3 protein-coding genes are annotated in these 2,929 nt (G+C 72.6%); 2 read left to right on the top strand and 1 reads right to left on the bottom strand.

All coding sequences use genetic code 11. From position 1 onward, the window contains the following. Positions 1-152: 152 nt before the first annotated feature. Entirely contained in the window at positions 153-1,016 is an 864-nt protein-coding gene (locus ACFVX4_RS13875) for a hypothetical protein (protein WP_389975849.1), read from the bottom strand. 134 nt (positions 1,017-1,150) lie between these two features. On the opposite strand from ACFVX4_RS13875, the gene ACFVX4_RS13870 reads away from it, so the two are divergent. Then, a complete protein-coding gene (locus tag ACFVX4_RS13870; protein WP_389975846.1) occupies positions 1,151-2,125 on the top strand; it encodes a GlxA family transcriptional regulator in 975 nt (324 codons plus the stop codon). 25 nt (positions 2,126-2,150) lie between these two features. Continuing rightward, on the top strand, positions 2,151-2,786 hold the full coding sequence (locus ACFVX4_RS13865) for a DJ-1/PfpI family protein (RefSeq protein ID WP_389975843.1): 636 nt from the start codon (positions 2,151-2,153) through the stop codon (positions 2,784-2,786). The last annotated feature ends 143 nt before the right edge of the window (positions 2,787-2,929 follow it).

Here is a 2,929-nt window from a genome sequence, read left to right as displayed (position 1 = left end):
TGGGGGGGGGTTTGCCCGTGCTCTGCCGTGTTTGTTTGTGGGTGTGGTTTTGGTGGGGGGGGGGGGGGGGGGGGGGCTTTTTTTGTGGGGGTGTGGTGGGTTTCCCCCTCCCCTCCCCCCCCCCCCACCCCCGTTGTCGGCCCGACAGGCTCTCAGTCCTTCCCCATCAGATCGGCCGGGAACGCGCCCGCCGACGCCGCAGTGAACAGGAACCCGCGCCCCAGCTCGGTCAGCCGCTCCACACCCTCCGCGCCCAGGTGCTCGTACGGGGCCGCGTCCAGCCGGTCCGTGGCCTCCTCCAGCTCCGAGCGGAGCGCGACGCCTGCCTCCGTCAACTCGCCCTCGGTGTCCAGGAGTCCGCGCCCGCGCAGCCGCTCGCAGGCCTCGTCCCAGTCGTCGCGGTGCCAGCCGCGGGTGGCGAGCACCCAGCGCGAGGACATCCCCTTGCCGGACGCCGTGTGGCTGACCAGCGCCTCCAGCGGGTCGAGGCCGGCGGTCAGGAGCGCGGCGAGGTGGCCGTCGCCGCGGTGTTCGCGCAGCAGCGTGCCGGCGTGCCAGTACGCCAGATGCGGCTGCTCGGGCACCGGGAGATCGGCATGCGCGGCGTAGAGCGGCCGGGCGTGTCGGGTGCACCCCTCGGTCGCGCGCAATGCCAGTTCGGCCGCCTCGGCCAGTTCCGGGGAGGCGATGATTTCCTCGCCCAGCAGCCGCCGCAGGGTGGTGTCGGCGGCGCGCAGCCGGGCGTCCAGGACCGCCTGCGGCGAGGCGACGGACCACACGGCGGGCAGGTGCCGCGCCACGAGGTCGTGGTTGAAGTTGTAGAACGCGGCGGTGACCGTGCCCGGACCGACGGCACCCATCGCCGCCGAACGCGCGGCGAAGTAGGCGGCGTTCGAGTCGTCGATGCCGAGCTCCCCGAGCTCCTTGCCGAGGTCGGGGGAGAAGTAGACCGTCGAGTGCAGCGGGTTGATGGCGTTGTGACAGCGGCGTCCGGCGCGAGGCGGCAGAGTACTCATGAGGACACATTACCGACCGGTCGGTATGCCTGGAAACCCCGGGCGGCGTCGAACTTCACGGTGATCGTGGCATGGCAGAAAAGGTGGGCTCTTCGTCATTGCGGCCATATTCCGGACCGACCAGGATGGCAGCCATGACGCAGCGATCCGTACTCGTCGTCCTCTACGACGGCGTCCAGAGCCTCGATGTCGCCGGGCCGGTGGAGGTCTTCGCCGGGGCCTCCCGCTTCCGCGGGGCCGGGTACGGACTGCGCACCGCCTCGCTCGACGGCGCCCCGGTCCGTACGAGCAGCGGCCTCGTCCTCGTCCCGGACGGCGGCCTCGCCGACGCCGAACGGCCCCATACCCTCCTCGTCCCCGGCGGCGAGGGCACCCGCACCCCCGACCCGGCACTCGTCGACTGGCTGCGGGCGCACGCCCCGCACGCCGAACGGCTCGTCTCCGTCTGCACGGGCGCGCTGCTGCTCGCCGAGGCCGGGCTGCTGGACGGGCACCGGGTGACCACGCACTGGACCGTCTGCGAGCACCTCGCCCGCAGTCACCCGGCCGTCGAGGTCGACCCGGACCCGATCTTCGTGCGCGACGGCAGGCTGGCCACCTCCGCCGGAGTCACCGCCGGTATCGACCTGGCCCTCGCACTCGTCGAGGAGGACCACGGCAGGGACATCGCGCTCAGCATCGCCCGGCACCTCGTGGTCTTTCTGCGCAGGCCCGGCAACCAGGCCCAGTTCAGCGCCCAGCTCACCGCCCAGACCGCCCGGCGCGAACCACTGCGCGAGGTCCAGCACTGGATCACCGAGAACCCCGGCGAGGACCTCTGCGTCGAGGCGCTCGCCGCTCGGGCCCGCCTCTCGCCCCGTCATTTCGCGCGTGCCTTCCAGTCCGAGACGGGCCTCACGCCGGGCCGCTATGTCGACCGCGTACGCCTCGAACAGGCCCGCAGGCTGCTGGAGGACACCACCGACGGTGTCACCGGAATCTCACGCGCCTGCGGCTACGGCACCCCGGAGGCCATGCGCCGCGCGTTCATCAAGGCCCTGGGCACCGCGCCCGCCGAATACCGCCGACGCTTCCGCACCCATCCCGCCATCGACCGACCGACCGCCTGACCGCTCGACCGCGAAAGGGAACCCCATGCAGATCGCCATCGTCCTCTTCGACCGTTTCACCGCACTCGACGCGGTGGGCCCCCACGAGATGCTCGCCCGCACCCCCGGCGCCGAGACCGTGTTCGTGGCCGAGCGGACCGGCCCCGTGCGCAACGACACCGGCACCCTCGCGCTCGTCGCCGAAAAGACCCTCGCCGACGTGCCCGCACCGGACGTGGTGATCGTTCCCGGTGGCCCCGGCCAGCGCGACCAGATGGAGAACGAGGTGCTGCTCGGCTGGCTGCGCACCGCCGATGCCACCAGCACCTGGACCACCTCCGTCTGCACCGGCTCGCTGCTGCTCGCCGCGGCCGGACTGCTGACGGGCCGGCGCGCCACCTCGCACTGGCTCCTGCTGGACGTGCTGAAGGAGCTCGGCGCCGAGCCGACCGGCGAGCGTGTCGTCATCGACGGCAAGTACGTCACCGCGGCGGGCGTCTCGTCCGGCATCGACATGGGTCTCACCCTGGCAGGCCGGATCTCGGGCGACGAACACGCCCTGGCCGTACAGCTGCTGACCGAGTACGACCCGCAGCCGCCGTACGACGCGGGCTCGCCGGAGAAGGCCCCCGCGGCCATGGTCGAGAAGTTCCGCGCCCAGCGCCACTACCTCCTCCAGTAGGGCGCGGTCCGTCAGGCCGTCCAGGTGAAGCGCGGCGGGGGCCGCTCCCCAAAAGAGGGGACACCCCCCCCCGCGTTTCCCCCCCCCCGCCCCCTCTCCCCCCCACCCACCCCCCCATCCCCCCCCCCCACCACGAAACCCCT

Source organism: Streptomyces sp. NPDC058240, from assembly GCF_042882135.1.
GTDB lineage: Bacteria > Actinomycetota > Actinomycetes > Streptomycetales > Streptomycetaceae > Streptomyces.
The sequence above is the reverse complement of the archived record's forward strand: the minus strand, read 5'-3'. Positions and strand labels throughout refer to the sequence as shown.

Bases quoted from the DNA above. Each gene is read 5' to 3' on its own strand.
- ACFVX4_RS13875 (WP_389975849.1), bottom strand. From the start codon at position 1,016: ATGAGTACTCTGCCGCCTCGCGCCGGACGCCGCTGTCACAACGCCATC.
- ACFVX4_RS13870 (WP_389975846.1), top strand. From the start codon at position 1,151: ATGACGCAGCGATCCGTACTCGTCGTCCTCTACGACGGCGTCCAGAGC.
- ACFVX4_RS13865 (WP_389975843.1), top strand. From the start codon at position 2,151: ATGCAGATCGCCATCGTCCTCTTCGACCGTTTCACCGCACTCGACGCG.